17 protein-coding genes and 1 pseudogene are annotated in these 16,015 nt (G+C 70.1%); 12 read left to right on the top strand and 6 right to left on the bottom strand.

From position 1 onward, the window contains the following. On the bottom strand, nucleotides 1–582 hold the full coding sequence (locus tag ASG74_RS14020; protein ID WP_056144873.1) for a DUF3043 domain-containing protein: 582 nt from the start codon (nucleotides 580–582) through the stop codon (nucleotides 1–3). 76 nt (nucleotides 583–658) lie between these two features. Here ASG74_RS14020 and ASG74_RS14015 point away from each other — a divergent pair, with 76 nt between their 5' ends. The 4 genes from ASG74_RS14015 to ASG74_RS14000 all read left to right on the top strand — a co-directional run bounded on the left by ASG74_RS14015 (nucleotide 659) and on the right by ASG74_RS14000 (nucleotide 4,743). Next, a complete protein-coding gene (locus ASG74_RS14015) occupies nucleotides 659–2,032 on the top strand; it encodes a dipeptidase (RefSeq protein ID WP_056144870.1) in 1,374 nt (457 codons plus the stop codon). A gap of 2 nt (nucleotides 2,033–2,034) precedes the next feature. Continuing rightward, nucleotides 2,035–3,105 carry a glutathione S-transferase family protein gene (locus ASG74_RS14010; RefSeq protein WP_056144866.1) on the top strand — a complete coding sequence of 357 codons (1,071 nt, stop codon included), beginning with the start codon at nucleotides 2,035–2,037 and terminating at the stop codon, nucleotides 3,103–3,105. A 124-nt stretch (nucleotides 3,106–3,229) separates the two neighbouring features. Then, complete coding sequence (locus ASG74_RS14005; protein WP_200942625.1) at nucleotides 3,230–3,787, top strand: RNA polymerase sigma factor; 558 nt, start codon at nucleotides 3,230–3,232, stop codon at nucleotides 3,785–3,787. After that, nucleotides 3,784–4,743, top strand: coding sequence for a hypothetical protein (locus ASG74_RS14000; RefSeq protein WP_056144864.1), 960 nt, complete (start codon nucleotides 3,784–3,786; stop codon nucleotides 4,741–4,743). The genes ASG74_RS14005 and ASG74_RS14000 overlap by 4 nt, the downstream gene beginning before the upstream one ends. 20 nt (nucleotides 4,744–4,763) lie before the next feature. Here ASG74_RS14000 and nadA read toward each other — a convergent pair whose 3' ends face one another. Further along, nucleotides 4,764–5,957 carry a quinolinate synthase NadA gene (gene nadA / locus ASG74_RS13995; RefSeq protein WP_082569776.1) on the bottom strand — a complete coding sequence of 398 codons (1,194 nt, stop codon included), beginning with the start codon at nucleotides 5,955–5,957 and terminating at the stop codon, nucleotides 4,764–4,766. 139 nt (nucleotides 5,958–6,096) lie between these two features. On the opposite strand from nadA, the gene ASG74_RS13990 reads away from it, so the two are divergent. From ASG74_RS13990 to ASG74_RS13980, 3 genes are all read left to right on the top strand, one after another. Continuing rightward, nucleotides 6,097–7,260, top strand: a complete 1,164-nt coding sequence (locus tag ASG74_RS13990; protein ID WP_056144861.1) for a glycerate kinase family protein — start codon at nucleotides 6,097–6,099, stop codon at nucleotides 7,258–7,260. A 118-nt stretch (nucleotides 7,261–7,378) separates the two neighbouring features. Then, complete coding sequence (locus ASG74_RS13985) at nucleotides 7,379–7,759, top strand: HesB/IscA family protein (protein ID WP_056145316.1); 381 nt, start codon at nucleotides 7,379–7,381, stop codon at nucleotides 7,757–7,759. Between the two features lie 132 nt (nucleotides 7,760–7,891). Beyond that, nucleotides 7,892–9,745, top strand: a complete 1,854-nt coding sequence (locus ASG74_RS13980; RefSeq protein ID WP_200942624.1) for a bifunctional metallophosphatase/5'-nucleotidase — start codon at nucleotides 7,892–7,894, stop codon at nucleotides 9,743–9,745. Nucleotides 9,746–9,810: 65 nt separating this feature from the next. On the opposite strand, the gene ASG74_RS13975 is transcribed toward ASG74_RS13980, so the two are convergent. Both ASG74_RS13975 and ASG74_RS13970 read right to left on the bottom strand, forming a co-directional pair. Further along, a complete protein-coding gene (locus tag ASG74_RS13975) occupies nucleotides 9,811–10,374 on the bottom strand; it encodes a hypothetical protein (RefSeq protein ID WP_056144858.1) in 564 nt (187 codons plus the stop codon). Next, nucleotides 10,371–10,718 carry a PadR family transcriptional regulator gene (locus ASG74_RS13970; RefSeq protein WP_156465413.1) on the bottom strand — a complete coding sequence of 116 codons (348 nt, stop codon included), beginning with the start codon at nucleotides 10,716–10,718 and terminating at the stop codon, nucleotides 10,371–10,373. Before ASG74_RS13970 ends, ASG74_RS13975 begins: the two co-directional genes overlap by 4 nt. A gap of 94 nt (nucleotides 10,719–10,812) precedes the next feature. On the opposite strand from ASG74_RS13970, the gene ASG74_RS13965 reads away from it, so the two are divergent. After that, entirely contained in the window at nucleotides 10,813–11,793 is a 981-nt protein-coding gene (locus ASG74_RS13965) for a carbohydrate kinase family protein (RefSeq protein WP_056145311.1), read from the top strand. 10 nt (nucleotides 11,794–11,803) lie between these two features. Then, nucleotides 11,804–12,499, top strand: a complete 696-nt coding sequence (gene aat, locus ASG74_RS13960; RefSeq protein ID WP_056144850.1) for a leucyl/phenylalanyl-tRNA--protein transferase — start codon at nucleotides 11,804–11,806, stop codon at nucleotides 12,497–12,499. 4 nt (nucleotides 12,500–12,503) lie between these two features. On the opposite strand, the gene ASG74_RS13955 is transcribed toward aat, so the two are convergent. Continuing rightward, nucleotides 12,504–12,734 carry a sulfurtransferase TusA family protein gene (locus ASG74_RS13955; protein WP_056144847.1) on the bottom strand — a complete coding sequence of 77 codons (231 nt, stop codon included), beginning with the start codon at nucleotides 12,732–12,734 and terminating at the stop codon, nucleotides 12,504–12,506. After that, a complete protein-coding gene (locus ASG74_RS13950) occupies nucleotides 12,731–13,861 on the bottom strand; it encodes a cysteine desulfurase family protein (protein WP_056144844.1) in 1,131 nt (376 codons plus the stop codon). The genes ASG74_RS13955 and ASG74_RS13950 overlap by 4 nt, the downstream gene beginning before the upstream one ends. A 60-nt stretch (nucleotides 13,862–13,921) precedes the next feature. Between ASG74_RS13950 and ctaC the strand changes: the two genes are divergently transcribed. The 3 genes and pseudogenes from ctaC to ASG74_RS17760 all read left to right on the top strand — a co-directional run. Continuing rightward, nucleotides 13,922–14,848 carry an aa3-type cytochrome oxidase subunit II gene (ctaC, locus tag ASG74_RS13945; RefSeq protein WP_082569775.1) on the top strand — a complete coding sequence of 309 codons (927 nt, stop codon included), beginning with the start codon at nucleotides 13,922–13,924 and terminating at the stop codon, nucleotides 14,846–14,848. Nucleotides 14,849–14,882: 34 nt separating this feature from the next. Continuing rightward, nucleotides 14,883–15,524, top strand: a pseudogene (locus ASG74_RS17765) (cytochrome c oxidase subunit I); the annotation flags it as partial. 1 nt (nucleotide 15,525) lies between these two features. Beyond that, on the top strand, nucleotides 15,526–16,015 hold a 490-nt coding region (locus ASG74_RS17760; RefSeq protein ID WP_235499022.1), incomplete at both ends, for a cbb3-type cytochrome c oxidase subunit I.

The raw sequence follows: 16,015 nt of genomic DNA, 5'->3' as shown, positions 1-16,015 counted from the left end.
TCAGCTGGGGTAGGCGCCGCGCTTGACGACCGGGCGGGGCATGCGGGTGCGTCGCATCTGGAAGGCGCGCATGGCGGCATAGAAGCCGTCGCCGCGCTGCACCGAGCTCTCGCCGAACTTGGCCACGAGCTTCTTCTTGATCCGGCGCCAGGCGAGGAACGTGTCGATGGCTGCGACGATGATGAGCCCGTAGACCAGTGTGAACACGATGAGCATCGCCCACGGCTGGCGCACGAACGACAGGGCCAGCACGATGAGCATCACCGGCAGCATGAACTCGGCGACACCCCAGCGGGCGTCGACGTAGTCGCGGATGAAGCGCTTGGCCGGGCCCTTGTCGCGTGCCGGCAGGTGCGTCTCGTCGCCGCTGAGCATGGCCTGGCGCTGCTTGGCCATCTGCTCGCGCCGCTTGGCGCGGTCGGTGTTGCGCGCCGCCTTGCGGTCGGTCACGACGAGGGGCTGGCGGCGGGCCGCCTCCTGGTCGCGCCGCTTGGGCGTGGGCCGGTTCTTGGCGCCCTCGCGGGCACCCGTGGTGGCCCGCTCGAGGAGCTCGTCGTTGGTGGTCTTGCTGCGTCCGAACACCGCCCGAGTGTATGCCGCGGGGCTGGGCCCTCCACACCGCGCTCCGCCGCGCGTGCGGCTGGGTAGGGTCGGCAGGGTGACTGACTCAAGCATCCCGGCCGACTCGACCGAGCTCTCGACGCTGCGCGACACCGTCCGTGAGCTCATGCCCCAGCTGCGCTCCGACCTCGAGGCGCTCACGCGGATCCCGAGCGTGTCGCTCCCCGCGTTCGACCAGAGCCATGTCGACGCGTCGGCGGAGGCGACGGCCGAGCTGCTGCGGGCCGAGGGCCTCGAGGTCGAGATCGTCCGTGAAGGCGGTGCCCCTGCGGTCATCGGGCACATCGACGGACCCCAGGGCGCTCCGACGGTCATGCTCTATGCGCACCACGACGTGCAGCCCCCCGGTGACGAGGCCGACTGGGACAGCGCCCCGTTCGAGCCCACCGAGCGCGACGGCCGGCTCTATGGTCGCGGTGCCGCCGACGACAAGGCCGGGATCATGGCCCACCTCGCCGCCCTGCGCGCGCACTCCGGCAACCTGCCCGTGGGCGTCACGGTGTTCGTCGAGGGTGAGGAGGAGGTCGGCTCCCACTCACTCCTGACCATCCTCGAGCGCCACGGTGACAAGCTGCGCGCCGACGCGATCGTCCTCGCCGACTCGATGAACTGGGACATCGGCACGCCCGCCCTCACGACCACCCTTCGCGGGCTCGTACGCGTCGTCGTCACCGTCTCGACGCTGGACCACGGCGTCCACTCGGGCATGTTCGGTGGCGCTGTCCCCGACGCGATCACGGCACTCGTCCGCCTCATCGCCACGCTCCACGACGACGAGGGCAACGTCGCGGTTCCCGGGCTCAAGGCCGGCGAGGCCGCCGACCTCGACTTCTCCGAGGAGCGGCTGCGGGAGGAGTCGGGCCTCCTCGAAGGCGTCTCGACGATCGGGTCCGGACCGCTGCTCTCGCGCATGTGGACCAAGCCGTCGCTCACCACGATCGGCATCAATGCACCGTCGGTCGAGACGTCGTCCAACACGCTCGTTCCCTCGGCCTCGGCGAAGCTCTCGATGCGCATCGCCCCCGACGAGGAGCCCACGGACGCGTTTGCCGCCCTCGAGAAGCACCTGCGCGACAACGCACCGTGGGGTGCCAAGGTCGAGATCCACCTCGACGACGAGGGCCATGGCTTCGCGGCCGACGTCACCGGGCCGGTCTACGACCAGACCCGGGCGGCCTTCGCCGACGCGTGGGGCAAGGAACCGGTCGACATCGGTGTGGGCGGCTCGATCCCCTTCGTCGCAGCGTTCGCCGAGCGCTTCCCCGACGCCGCGATTCTCATCACCGGGGTCGAGGACCCCGACACCCGCGCCCACGGTGCCAATGAGTCCCTGCACCTGGGCGAGTTCGAGAACGTCTGTGTCGCCGAGGCCGTGCTCTTCGCGCGGCTCGGCGCGATGCCGAAGGAGTGACCATGACCGAATCCAGTGACGGTGCGCAGCAGGACACCCAGAGCCGACAGGGCAGCTACGTGGAGGCCTCGTTCGAGCGCGACACCGCCTACATCGAGGACCGCATCACCCGCGACGGCGAGCAGTGGCCGGTGGAGCCCGGCCGCTACCGCCTGGTCGTGGCCCGCGCCTGCCCCTGGGCCAACCGCGCGATCATCGTGCGCCGGCTCCTCGGCCTCGAGGACGCGATCTCGATGGGCATCTGCGGACCCACGCACGACTCCGACTCGTGGACCTTCGACCTCGACCCCGGTGGCCTCGACCCGGTGCTGCAGATCCCGCGCATCAAGGATGCCTACCTCGCGCGCTTCCCGGACTACCCCAAGGGCATCACCGTGCCCGCCGTCGTCGACGTACCGAGCGGACAGGTCGTCACCAACGACTTCCCGCAGATCACGCTCGACTTCTCGACGCAGTGGACCGACTTCCACCGCGACGGCGCCCCGCAGCTCTATCCCGAGCCGTTGCGCGCCGAGATCGACGAGGTCAGCAAGCGCGTCTACACCGAGGTCAACAACGGTGTCTACCGGTGCGGGTTCGCCGGAACCCAGGAGTCCTATGACGCGGCCTACGACCGGCTCTTCACCGCCATGGACTGGCTCGAGGAGCGACTGGCCACACAGCGCTACCTCGTGGGCGACACGATCACCGAGGCGGACGTGCGGCTCTTCACGACCCTGGCCCGCTTCGATGCGGTCTACCACGGTCACTTCAAGTGCAACCGCAGCAAGCTGACCGAGATGCCTGTGCTGTGGGCCTACGCACGTGACCTCTTCCAGACGCCGGGCTTCGGCGACACGACGGACTTCGTGCAGATCAAGAGCCACTACTACGAGGTCCACCGCGACATCAACCCCACAGGGGTCGTGCCTCTCGGACCGGACCTCGCGGGATGGGCCACACCCCATGGGCGCGAGTCCTTGGGCGGGCGCCCGTTCGGCGACGGCACGCCTCCCGGCCCGCCGCCCGAGGGTGAGCGCGTGCCGACGAGCAACAACCCGCACGTCGGCACGGACGGGCTCATCACCCTCTGAGCGGCCGTCGGCGTCCGCCCGGCCCGGCAAGGACGTGAGGCCGTGCACCTCCCGGCCGCGGCGGAGCTCCCGGAGGTTTGCGCCATCGGTCAACCTTTTGGGCTCGCGGTGCGACTCTGTCAGTGTGAGCCGGCGACTGCGAGGCGTCGAAGTACCGGAGCGTGGAGCGCCGGCGCTCGACGGCGGCCGTGACGAGGCGATCCCGCTCCTCTTCCGCGCGCACTGCGCCGACCTCGTGCGCCTCGGGTACGCCCTCACCGGCGACCGGGGTGCTGCGGAGGAGGCGGTGCAGGACGCCTTCGTGTCGCTCTACCGCAACTGGCGCACCCTGCGGGACCGCACGGCGACGCATGCCTACCTCCGCAGGGCGGTCGTCAACCGTTGTCGTTCCGTGCACCGGCTCCGCGGGCGCCGGGTCCGCGCCACCGAGCCGCTGCGCCCCGAGCTCCTCATCCGTCCCGGCGTGGATGCGGACGCCCTCACGCACGAGGCCTCGCAACGGCTGGCTGCGCAGGTGGCGCGCCTGCCGCAGCGACAGCGCGAGGTCATCGTGTGCCGGTTCTACCTCGACCTGACCGAGCGTGCGACGGCCGAGCTGCTCGACGTGTCGGTGGGTTCGGTCAAGAAGCATGCCAGCCGGGCGCTGGCCGCCCTGCACGACCAGATGGAGGCATCGCGATGAGCATTCTCGAGGCCCGGGCACACGACGCGATGCACCAGGTCATGGACGGCCTCGACGTCACCGACGAGGACATCGGCCGTATGGAGGACGACCTGCGAGCGGCCCTCGCGGGTCCGGGGCGGTTGCAAGGACGGCGTGGCGGCCGCCGACGGTGGCGGCTGGCGGTGGCCGCCCTGGTGGCTGTTGTGGCATTGGCCGCAGGAGCGGTGCTGGTCACGGATGACTCTCCACCAGCGCGTCCGGCCGGTGCCGCGCCCGTCGAGGCGCGCCTCCTCCCGCCCGAGCTCGTCGGTCTGTGGCGGGAGGTGCCACACAGTCCCTATGTGTGGCAGTTCACCGATGACGACCGGATGGGGAACACCCCAACCGCGACCGGCTACCTGACGGGTGAGATCGTGGCCATGGCCGTCACCCGGCGGGTCGCGGACCGCTACACCGCCACCAACGCGACCGCGGCATGCAGCACCGAGTTCCGCATCCGCACGACACCGGCGGGGGTCACGGTGACGGCCCTGGGCGGCACGTGTGCCGACTACGAGAGCGGTGACGAGTTCACCCTTGAGCGCCTCTCGCCCGGTGTGCCGAGAGCACAGGCACTCGTACCCCGCTTTCCCGAGGGCGAGACCGTCGTGGGCCTGCCGACAAGCCTGCTGGATGGAACGTGGTTCCATCCGGAGTCGGGCAGCGTGCTCGTCATCGGCAGGGGTCACACCGGGTCGTCCCTGACCTACGTCCTCGACGACGACGGCGACGGTGCCACCGACCCGGACCACCGCGGAGTCCTCACGGTGATGCTCGACAGGTCGATCCGAGGCCGGGCCTCTGGCACCGGAGACACCGGCTGCGCGCCGCAGTTCGCCGAGGTGGTGTCCAACGCGGCGACGATGACGACCACGGGGCTCGACGGGGGCTGTGTGCCTGCGGGAACCCGGCAGACCTGGATCCGGCTCAACTGAGTCCGAGGGCAGGTTCGTTCCTAGTCCTTGCTGGTCTCACCCGGCAGCGCCAGCATCCGGTCGAGGGCGACCTTCGCGTCCGCGGCGACCTGGTCGTCCACGCGGATGGGGTTGACGACCCGTCCCTCGACGAGCGACTCGAGCGCCCACACGAGGTGGGGCAGGTCGATCCGGTTCATCGTCGAGCAGTAGCAGACGTTCTTCTCGAGGAAGGCGATGCGCTGCCTGGGAAACATCTGGGCGAGGCGCTGCACGAGGTTGAGCTCCGTGCCCACGGCCCACGCCGTTCCGTCGGGGGCAGCGGCGATGGTCGCGATGATCTTCTCGGTGGACCCGACCTCGTCGGCGAGCTGGACGACCTCGTGGGTGCACTCGGGGTGGACGATGACCCTGACCCCCGGGATCTCGGCGCGGGCCGCAGCGACCGCCTCGGTCGAGAAGCGCCCGTGGACCGAGCAGTGCCCGCGCCACAGGATCATGCGCGCCGCCTGAAGCTGCTCGACGGTGAGGCCGCCCAGGGGACGGTCGGGATCCCAGACGACGCAGTCCTCGAGCGAGCCACCGAGGTCGCGGGCCCAGGTGTTGCGGCCGAGGTGCTGGTCGGGCAGGAAGAGCACCTTGCCCTCGCCCTCGAGGCCACCGGACTGCTCGAACGCCCAGCTGAGCGCGGTCCTGGCGTTGGAGGACGTGCAGACCGTCCCGGAGTGGCGCCCGGTGAAGGCCTTGATCGCCGCAGAGGAGTTCATGTAGGTCACCGGGATGGTCCGGTCGGCAACACCGGCCTCCACGAGCTGGTCCCAGCAGTCCTCGACCTGCGCGATCGCGGCCATGTCGGCCATGGAGCAGCCGGCCGCGAGGTCGGGCAGGATCACGGTCTGCTCTTCACTGGTGAGGATGTCGGCGGACTCGGCCATGAAGTGCACGCCGCAGAAGACGATCCACGGCGCGTCGGGACGAGCGGCGGCCTCCTTGGCCAGCTTGAAGGAGTCGCCCGTGACGTCGGCGAACTCGATGACCTCGTTGCGCTGGTAGTGGTGCCCGAGCACGAAGACCGTGTCGCCCAGCGCCTCCTTGGCCGCGCGGGCGCGGGCGACGAGCCCGGCATCGGACGGCGACGGCAGGTCACCGGGGCACTCGACTCCGCGCTCCGTGCGCAGCTCACGTCCCTGACCCAGGACGAGGAGAGGGAGGGGAGCGGTGGGTGTCGTCGTCACGTGCCCGATCGTATGCCGCCACACCGGCCCGTATGCCGTGTCCCCCCTCGCGCTGCGACCCCGCGGCGCTGCGGAGGGGAGGCCGGGCAACCCGCCACTGGTGCAGCGGGGCCGGGCCCGGGCGCGCTAGCGTGCCTGCGTGCACGTCGTCATCGCCCCGGACTGCTTCACCGGCACCCTCACGGCCACCCAGGCCGCAGAGGCGATGGCTGCCGGATGGCACGACACCGCACCCCTGGACGCGCTGACCCTGCTGCCCCTGTCCGACGGGGGGCCGGGCTTCCTCGACGTCCTCACGCGCGCGCTCGAGGGGGACACGGTCGCCCTCACCGTCAGCGACCCGCTGGGCCGTGAGGTGCCGGCAGCGATCCTCTTCGTGGGCGCGCAGGGGGAGCGGACGGCATACATCGAGTCCGCGCAGGCCGCAGGTCTGCACCTGCTTGGCGCGGACGAGCGCAACCCCGCCTTCACGAGCACGTGGGGCGTCGGCGAGCTGCTGCGCGCCGCCCTCGCCGAGAAGCCGAAACGCATCGTCGTCGGACTCGGGGGGAGCGGGACCAACGACGGCGGAGCCGGTCTCCTCGCCGCCCTCGGCGCAGGCCCCCCAGAACACCTCGCCCGTGGCGGCCGGGCCCTCGCCAGCGCGCCCGACGACGCCTTGTCAGAGCTGTTGGCCGTGCGCGAGGAGCTCGCGGGGGTCGACCTGGTCATCGCCACCGACGTCGAGAACCCGCTCCTGGGCTTCAAGGGCGCGAGCGCGGTCTTCGGCCCGCAGAAGGGCGCCACGCCCGAGGTCGCCCAAGAGCTCGAGAGTGCGCTCGGCCGGTTCACCGAGATCGTCGCCCGCACGCTCCCCGAGCCCTTGGACCTGCTCACCGGGGCGCCGCGTCGTCTCGACCGGGAGCCGGGCGCGGGTGCGGCGGGAGGTCTCGGCTACGCCCTGTACCTGCTGGGCGGTCGGCGGGTCAGCGGGGTCGAGCTCGTTCTCGACGCCGTCGGATTCCGCGACGTCGTGCGGGGATGCGACCTCGTGGTCACCGGTGAGGGCAAGTTCGACTGGCAGAGCCTGCAGGGCAAGGTCGCGTCGGGGGTGGCGGTGGCCGCGCTCGAGGCCGGGCTGCCCAGCGTCGTGCTCGCCGGGCAGGTCATGGTCGGCCGGCGCGAGACGATGGGCCTGGGGATCAGTGGCACCTACGCCGTCGCGGAGACGGCCGAGCAGGTGGACGCGGCCATGCTCGACCCGGTGGGGACCCTGCGCTCCCGAGCGGCCCGAGTGGCCAGAACTTGGTCCCCGGCTCGGTGATCCGGCGAACGCGACGTACGCTGGAGACGTTCGGGAACAGATCGCGTCCCACACCGGTTGCGACCTGATGCACGACAACCAGACCATCCCGAGCCCCGACGCATTCCAGGAGTCACCCATGAGCGAGCTCGACACCCAGGCACCCGCGACCGAGACCACCGCCGAGGCCCCGGCCCACGGCGTCCTCCTCACCGACCTCGCGGCCGGCAAGGTTCGGTCCCTTCTCGCGCAGGAGGGTCGTGACGACCTTCGGCTGCGCGTCGGAGTCCAGCCCGGCGGCTGCTCCGGCCTCATCTACCAGCTGTACTTCGACGAGCGTTCGCTCGACGGTGACCTGGTCCGCGACTTCGACGGTGTCGAGGTTGTCGTCGACCGCATGAGCGGGCCCTACCTCGAGGGCGCGACCATCGACTTCTCCGACACCATCGAGAAGCAGGGCTTCACCATCGACAACCCCAACGCCGGCAGCTCCTGCGCCTGCGGCGACAGCTTCGGCTGAGCCGACACCGGCCTGCGCGTCGAAGGGCCCCTCACCGTCGCGGTGAGGGGCCCTCGGCGTATGCCGGCGACGCGGAAGTGACTCGCCACGTGCTCTTGTCGCGGCGGTCCAGGTGTGGTCGCATTGCGTTCCATGACCGACACCCATCACCACCTGTCCCAGCCCACCCCGCGCTGGTGTTCCTGCGCCGTGCCCGACGAGGCCGAGCGCCCCTCCACCATCTCTCGCCGTGGCGTCATGCTCGGCGCCACCGCCGCGAGCGCCCTCGCCGCCGTCGGCTGGCCGGGACAGGCGTCCGCGGCCCCGCGCGACGGGTCCGTGACCATCACCGTCATGGGCACCTCTGACCTGCACGCGAACGTCGTCAACTGGGACTACTACAAGGACGCGACCTACAGCGACAGTGCGGGCAACACGGTCGGTCTCGCCCGTGTCGCGAGCGTCGTCAACCAGATCCGCGCGGACCGTGGGCGTGAGCACACCCTGCTCTTCGATGCCGGCGACACGATCCAGGGCACACCGCTCGGGTTCTACTACGCGACGGTCGAGCCGACGACCGACACGGGAGCCATCCACCCGATGGCCGCACAGATGAATGCCCTCGGCTACGACGCCGTCGCCCTCGGCAACCACGAGTTCAACTACGGCCTCGACTTCCTGGACCACTGGATCGAGCAGATGGATGCGCCGGTGCTCGCGGCGAACGCTGTCCACGCAGGCACCAAGGTGCCGCGGTTCCGTCCCTACACGATGACGACCATGAAGGTGAAGGGACGCCCGCCGATCCGGGTCGGCGTGCTCGGCCTCACCAACCCCGGTGTCGTCATCTGGGACAAGGCCAACGTCTCGGGCAAGGTCGAGGTGCAGGGCCTCGTCGAAGCGGCAGCGCGTTGGGTGCCCGTGATGCGCCGTGAGGGCGCTGATGTCGTGGTCGTGAGCGCCCACTCCGGTGACAGCGGCACGTCTTCGTACGGGGGAGACCTGCCCGTCGAGAACGCGGCTGCGCTCGTCGCCGAGCAGGTGCCCGGCATCGACGCCATCCTCTTCGGACACGCTCACATCGACGTTCCGCAGCGCTTCGTGAAGAACCTCAGGACCGGCAAGCAGGTCATCATGAGCGAGCCGAAGAACTGGGGTCAGCGCGTGAGCGTGTTCGACCTGCAGCTGGAGTTCGTGCGCGGTTCCTGGCAGGTCGCGCAGAGTCGCGCGGTGACCGTGAACACCAACACCGTCGTGGACGACCCTGCCTTCGTCGACATCGTGCGGGAGCAGCACGCCGCGGTCGTGAAGTACATGAACAACCCCGTGGCCACCTCCACGGAGGCGATGTCGGCAGCCGAGGCCTGCTGGAAGGACACCGCCATCCTCGACTACGTCAACGAGGTGCAGGTGGCGACGGTCTCCGCCGCCGTCGCTGGCACGCCCGAGGCGTCACTGCCCGTGATCTCGATCGCTGCGCCCTTCAACCGCGCCGCGAGCTTCCCGGCGGGCCCGGTCACCATCAGGGACGTCGCGGGGCTCTACATCTACGACAACACGCTCATGGCGTCGGTGCTCACGGGCGCCGAGATCAAGGACTTCCTCGAGTACTCCGCGAAGTACTTCACGCAGGTGTCACCCACCGCTCCGGTGGACCCTGCGGCCTGGACGAACTTCCAGGGTGTTCCCGACTACAACTACGACCAGATGTCAGGCGTTGACTACTCGGTCGACATCTCGCAGCCGGTGGGCTCGCGCATCACCGGACTGTCGTATGACGGAGTGCCGGTGGCTGCGGACCAGAAGTTCGTCGTCGCCGTGAACAACTACCGGCAGTCCGGTGGCGGTGGGTTCCCGCACATCGCGACGGCGCCCGTCGTCTACAACGCACAGGTCGCGATCCGTGAGGCGATCGTGGCCTATGCCTCGGCGGCGGGGACCATCGATCCTCCGAGCTTCCACGTCGAGAACTGGCGGCTCGTCAGGAATGGCGTGCCGGTGTTCTGAGCCACCGCTGCCGCCGAAGGGCCCCTCACCACTGCGGTGAGGGGCCCTTGGCGTATGCCGTCCGCTCACCTCCCCGGTTCCCGCTCGATTCGCCGTTTCTGCGACGCAGCGAGAGGGAAGCGGCGAATCGAGCGTCGCAGGAGCCGCCACGGCTGGGCGACGAGCAGGAACACCAGCAGCGGACCGGCGAGCAGCTGCCACAACGGCGAGATGCTCGCCTCGAGGACGCCGGGGGAGGACTGAGCCGAGAACGTCGTCCCGAACCACGGGAACGGGCTCACGTCCACGGGTTGGGTCACGCCCGCGGCCTCGATCGTCCGGACGATGTTCAGGCTCGTGACGAGGAGCCACACCACGAGCACGGCGAGCGTGGCCGACGCCCACAGGGCTCCCTGGGACCACCGGGGACGCGACGGGTCGCTCTCGGTCGCGGCATACGCCAGCTCCTTGGGAGAGCCGATGCCGAACAGGGCCGCAGTGGTGCCGACGTCGGCACCGGCCTCGGTGAGGTTGGCCCGCAGCTCGCGACGCAGGTCACGCCGCCGCCGCCCGCGCACGCCGCGCATCTCGAGCCAGAAGTCGTACTTGAGGATGGCGGTCTCGATCCGGAGGCGGTCGATGAGGTTCATGCTGTCTCCCCTGTGGTGAGTGAGGCGGCGGTCGCCGTCTGCACGGAGTGGACGAGGTCCTCCCAGGCGGTGCGGCGCGCCGATAGCTCGGCGCGCCCTGTCGTCGTGAGCCGGTAGTACTTGCGGGCCGGCCCGGCATCGCTGCGCACGAGGCGCGACTCCAGGAGCCCAGCGGCCTCGAGCCGGGTGAGGCCCGGGTAGACCGTGCCCTCGGCGAGTCCCTCGAAGCCTGCGGTCCGCAGCTGGGTGACGAGCCCGTAGCCGTAGTTCTCCCCGCTCGAGAGCACGCTGAGGAGGAGGAGTGACAGGACTCCCTTGAGCATCTGCGGGTCGTGGGCGGGCACACTCCACTGTCTCGCCCAGTACTCGACATTGTCAAGTAGCAGTCCTCAGCGGGCGGAGGGCGGGCATGGTGCGCTTCCGGGGTAGGTTGCCGTGGTGCGCATCGCAGTCACCGGGTCCATCGCGACCGACCACCTCATGACCTTCCAGGGCCGCTTCGCCGACTCCCTCGTCGTCGAGCAGCTCGACAAGATCTCGGTGAGCTTCCTCGCCGACACCCTCGAGATCCGCCGAGGGGGAGTGGCGGGCAACATCTGCTTCGGCATGGCGGCTCTGGGCCAGCACCCCCTCCTCGTGGGCGCGGCCGGGGAGGACTTCGCCGACTACCGCAGCTGGCTCACCCGCCACGGGGTGAACTGCGACAACGTCCTCATCTCCACGAGCAAGCACACGGCCCGCTTCGTGTGCACCACCGACCACGACATGGCCCAGATGGCGACGTTCTACGCGGGGGCGATGAGCGAGGCCCGCCTCATCGAGATCGGTCCGATCGCGGAGCGGGGCCTGGACCTGGTGCTCGTCGGAGCCAACGACCCCGAGGCGATGCTGCGCCACACCGACGAGTGCCGCACGAGGGGACTCACGTTCGTCGCCGACCCCTCGCAGCAGCTCGCCTTCGCCGACGGTCCCTTCATCCGCAAGCTCATCGAGGGCGCGGACTTCCTCTTCACCAACGAGTACGAGGCCCACCTCACCGAGAGCAAGACCGGGTGGAGTGCCTCAGACATCGCGAACCAGGTGACGACCCGCGTCATCACCAAGGGCAGGCACGGCGCGGTCATCATGACCCGCGGCGAGGACCCCATCGAGGTGCCCATCGCCGGCGAGGCCCACCGCGCAGACCCCACGGGGGTGGGCGACGCCTTCCGGGCGGGCTTCCTCACGGGCCTGTCCGCCGGCCTCGAATACCGGCGCTGCGCCGAGATCGGGTCGCTGCTCGCGACCTACGTCCTCGAGACCGTCGGGACGCAGGAGTACATCCTCGACAAGACGTCCTTCCTCGAGCGGCTCGCCCAGTCCTACGGGGACGACTGCGCCGCCGACGTCGAGCCGCACATCACCTGCGCCACGCGCTGACCGCACGCCCGTGAGCGACGCACGCGTCCCCTACCCGCCGGTGGAGCCGCCGCCGAGCGACTGGGCCCTGGGCCAGCTGCGCCCGACCGACGACGAGGACCTCGTCGCGGCCGGGGCCGACCTCGCGCCCGGCACTCTCCTCGCGGCCTACCGGGCCGGCCTGTTCCCCATGGGCCTGGGCGAGGACGGCGCCCGGCCACTGGGCTGGTGGTCGCCGGAGCCACGTGGCGTCCTCGCCCCCGGTGCCTTCCGGGAGCGCCGCTCCCTCACCAAGTCCCGGGCGCACTTCGAGATTCACGTCGACACGGCCTTTGCGCAGGTCATGGAGCGCTGCGCGGACCCGGACCGCCATGGACGCTGGATCACCGACGAGATCCGTGCGGCCTACGGCGAGCTGCACCGCCTCGGCTGGGCCCACAGCGTCGAGGCGTGGCGCGACGGATCCCTCGTCGGTGGGCTCTACGGCGTGGCCGTCGGTGGCCTCTTCGCGGGTGAGTCGATGTTCCACTCCGAGCGCGACGCGTCCAAGGTGGCCCTCGCCGCGCTCGTCGACCTCTTCCACGCAGACGGCGACCCTCGCCGTCTCATCGACGTCCAGTGGGCCACCGAGCACCTCGAAAGGCTCGGCGTCGCGCAGTGGCCGCGCGAGCGCTACCTCTCCGCGCTCGGTGAGGCGCTGGAGGCGCCCCACGTCCGCTTCGGCTGAGACCTCACCCCAGGACGACCACGTATGCCGTGTGCCCACCTCGCTGCTCCAGCGTCACGGTGTGGCCGCGCATGCGGGCCCAGGCGGGGATGTCGGCCTCGGCTGCAGGGTCGTCCGCGAGAGCGAGCAGCGTTGTGCCGGAAGGCAGCTCGCGCGCCAGGCGCGCGAGCCTGATGACGGGCAGGGGGCATTTGAGGCCGCGGGCGTCCAGGTCGGGCTCGGGCTCGGTGCTCACAGGTCACCCACCCCGAGCCGGGAACGCAGCTCGGCAACCACGCCCGGGAGCTCGCGGCACAGGGCCTCGACGTCCTCGGCGCGTCGCGGCGAGACCGACTCCAGGGGGAGGGTGACCCGGACGTTGCCGTGCGTGAGGGACCCCATCGCTGCCAGGACGTGGCTCGGCTCCAGACGGCTCGAGGTGCAGGCCGAGCCCGACGCCACGACGATGCCCCTGCGGTCGAGGGCGTCGACGATGCTCTCTCCGTCGACATAGAGCGCGCTGAAGGTGACGACATGGGGGAGCCGGTCGACCGGGTCGCCGACGACGTCGACGTCCGGGACGGCGGCCGCGGCGCCGCGGATGCGGTCGACCAGGGCCCTGGCCGACGTCGACTCGTCGGGACGGACGTGGACGGCCTGCTGCCAGGCCTCCGCGGCGGCGAGCGCCACCGGCACCCAGGGGTCGGCCGGCTCGCGGCCGTGCTCGGGCTCCCATCGCGGGTCCGGGAGGTCGAAGCGGGTGCCGGTGCGTACGACGAGGACACCCAGTGGCGGTCCGGCCACGGTGGAGGCGTCCCCGACGAGGACGTCGTAGGTGCCCGGCGGGTCCACCCGGCCCAGCGAGGCGGTGCCGTCGACCAGCAGCGGGAGGCGAGCCTCACGGCATACGGAGAAGAGGTCCTCCACGGGCTGGGAAGTGCCGACCTCACCGTTGGCCTGCTGGAGCGCGACCGCCGCCACCGGGGGACCCTGCGCCACGGCGAGCCGAAGGGTCTCGGGGGCGAGGCGGCCCAGGCGGTCGACGGACAGCGGACGGAAGCCGGCATCGGCGTCGTGCGCCTCGTTCAGGAGGACGGCCTGGTCCACGGCCGACGTGAGCACCCGCGTGCCCACGCGCCGGCGGGCGTGTCGCAGGCCCGCGAGGCCGGTCCTCAGGGCGTGCGCGCCACTGGGGTGGAAGGACATCTCGTCGGGTCGGGCGCCCAGCGACGCGGCCAGGCTCTCGCGTGCCCGGTCGAGGAGGTGGCGCGCCCGGCGACCCTCACGGTGGAGGCGCCGGGGGTCGGCCCAGCCCGCCTCGAGGGCCGCGAGCAGGGTCTCTCGCGCGGAGGGATGCAGGGGGCTGCGGGTGGCGTCCAGCACGCCTGCACCGTAACGCGACCCGTCCCAGAGAAGTTCCGCCTCATGCACTAGTGTTTGTCCGTGTTCCAGCAGACGACGCAGGAAGGTGCCACGGTGCCTCAGCACGACCATTTCACCCCTCGCTCACGCGGCCGCAGCATGGCCATCTGGGCTGCCGTGGCCGTGATGGCGATGGCGGCCCTCAGCGGCTGCGAGCTGGGTGATGCCAAGGACGGGTTCCTGCCCAGGGGCGTCACCGACCACGCCCACCGCGTGCGCGACCTCTGGGTCGGCGCGTGGATTGCCCTGCTCCTCGTGGGCATCCTCGTGTGGGGGCTCATCCTGTGGTGCATCGTGGCCTACCGCCGGCGCCGTGACGACAACGAGCTCCCGGTGCAGCTGCGCTACAACGTGCCGCTCGAGATCCTCTACACGATCGTGCCGATCTTCATGATCGCGGTGTTCTTCTTCTACACCGCCCGTGACCAGTCGGCGCTGCTGGACACCAAGCAGGACCCTGCGGTGACGGTCAACGTCGTCGGCAAGCAGTGGTCCTGGGACTTCAACTACATCGAGGACAACGTCCACGAGGCGGGCACCCAGGCGATCCTCACCGGCAAGCCGGGGGCCGAGGAGACCATCCCCACCCTCTACCTGCCGGTCAACGAGCGCGTCGAGTTCGTGCTCACGGCTCGTGACGTCATCCACTCCTTCTGGGTGCCGCAGTTCCTGCAGAAGCTCGACGTCCTCCCCGGCAAGGTCAACAAGTTCCAGGTCGTCCCGACCGAGGAAGGCACCTTCAAGGGCAAGTGTGCGGAGCTGTGCGGTGCCTACCACTCAGCAATGTTGTTCAACGTCAAGGTCGTCTCGCGCGCGGACTTCGATGCGCACGTCGCCGACCTCAAGTCGCGTGGCCAGACCGGACTGCTGGGCACCGACCTCAACCGTGACGGGTCGGGCCTCGTCCCAGGTGAGGACCAGCTGTTGCCCAAGGAACTGAGGAACTGACGAGATGAGTGCCGCCACCGAATCCAGCACCACGATGCTGCGTGAGCGCACCGCCGCTCGCGCCAACCCGCGGGTCTCCCCGGGTGCCACTGTCGTCAAGTGGATCACCACGACCGACCACAAGGTCATCGGCAACCTCTACTTCATCACCTCCTTCGCCTGGTTCCTCATGGGCGGCGTGATGGCGCTGATCATCCGCGCCGAGCTGTTCGAGCCGGGCATGCAGGTCGTCGACAACCCGCAGCAGTTCAACGAGCTCTTCACGATGCACGGCACGATCATGCTGCTGCTGTTCGCGACCCCGTTGTTCGCGGCGTTCGCCAACGCGCTCATGCCGCTGCAGATCGGCGCGCCGGACGTGTCGTTCCCGCGGCTCAACATGTTCGCCTACTGGCTCTACCTCTTCGGTGGCCTCATCGCCGCCGGGGGGTTCCTCACCCCGGGTGGCGCGGCCGCGTTCGGGTGGTTCGCCTACACGCCGTTGTCGGACACCTCGTACAGCCCCGGCATGGGTGGCAACCTGTGGGTGTTCGGCCTGGCCCTCGCGGGCTTCGGCACCATCCTSGGGTCGGTCAACTTCATCACCACGATCCTGACGATGCGTGCCCCCGGCATGACGATGTTCCGGATGCCGATCTTCACGTGGACCGTGCTCATCACCTCGATCCTCGTGCTCNTCATCACCACGATCCTGACGATGCGTGCCCCCGGCATGACGATGTTCCGGATGCCGATCTTCACGTGGACCGTGCTCATCACCTCGATCCTCGTGCTCCTCATCTTCCCGGCCCTCGCCGCGGCGCTCTTCGCCCTCGGTGCCGACCGCCGGTTCGGGGCGCACATCTTCGACCCCGACAGCGGTGGCGTGATGCTCTGGCAGCACGTCTTCTGGTTCTTCGGGCACCCCGAGGTCTACGTCATCGCGTTGCCGTTCTTCGGGATCATCTCCGAGATCCTCCCGGTGTTCTCGCGCAAGCCGRTCTTCGGCTACAAGACCCTCGTCTACGCCACCATCGCCATCGCAGCGCTCTCGGTCTCGGTGTGGGCCCACCACATGTACGGCACGGGTCAGGTGCTGCTGCCGTTCTTCGCGATCATGACGATGCTCATCGCGGTGCCGACCGGGGTGAAGTTCTTCAACTGGATCGGCACGATGTGGGGCGGCAA

It is taken from the genome of Knoellia sp. Soil729 (assembly GCF_001427985.1).
GTDB lineage: Bacteria > Actinomycetota > Actinomycetes > Actinomycetales > Dermatophilaceae > Knoellia.
This window is presented reverse-complemented; position numbering and strand designations above follow the sequence as displayed.